This is a genomic window from Micrococcus sp. GbtcB5 (assembly GCF_019091605.1).
In the GTDB taxonomy this organism is placed as follows: Bacteria; Actinomycetota; Actinomycetes; order Actinomycetales; family Micrococcaceae; genus Micrococcus; species Micrococcus luteus.
In genome coordinates, this window is sequence record NZ_JAGXJK010000325.1 from 1 (window position 1) to 248 (window position 248).

General features: G+C 74.2%; 1 protein-coding gene. It reads left to right on the forward strand.

The features are described 5' to 3' along the window. A partial coding sequence (locus KVS67_RS12545; RefSeq protein WP_217565501.1) for an alanine:cation symporter family protein occupies positions 1 to 248 on the forward strand: 248 nt, incomplete at both ends.

The following is a 248-nucleotide window of genomic DNA, read 5'->3' on the forward strand; positions in this document are numbered from 1 at the left end:
GCGCCCGTGGAGAGCCCGCTCGCACACCTCTACAAGCCCAGGGTCCGCGGCGAGTACCGCGGCGGGCCCGCGTACTACACCCTTGAGGGGCTCGGCCGGAACTGGCGGTGGCTGGCGGTCGCCTACGCCGCGGCCACCGTGTTCGCCCCGGTCTTCACCGGCCCGCAGATCCAGGCCAACGCGGTCACCGCCGCCACGACCGAGGCGTGGGGCTGGGATCCGCTGTGGGTGGGTCTCGGGATGGCCGT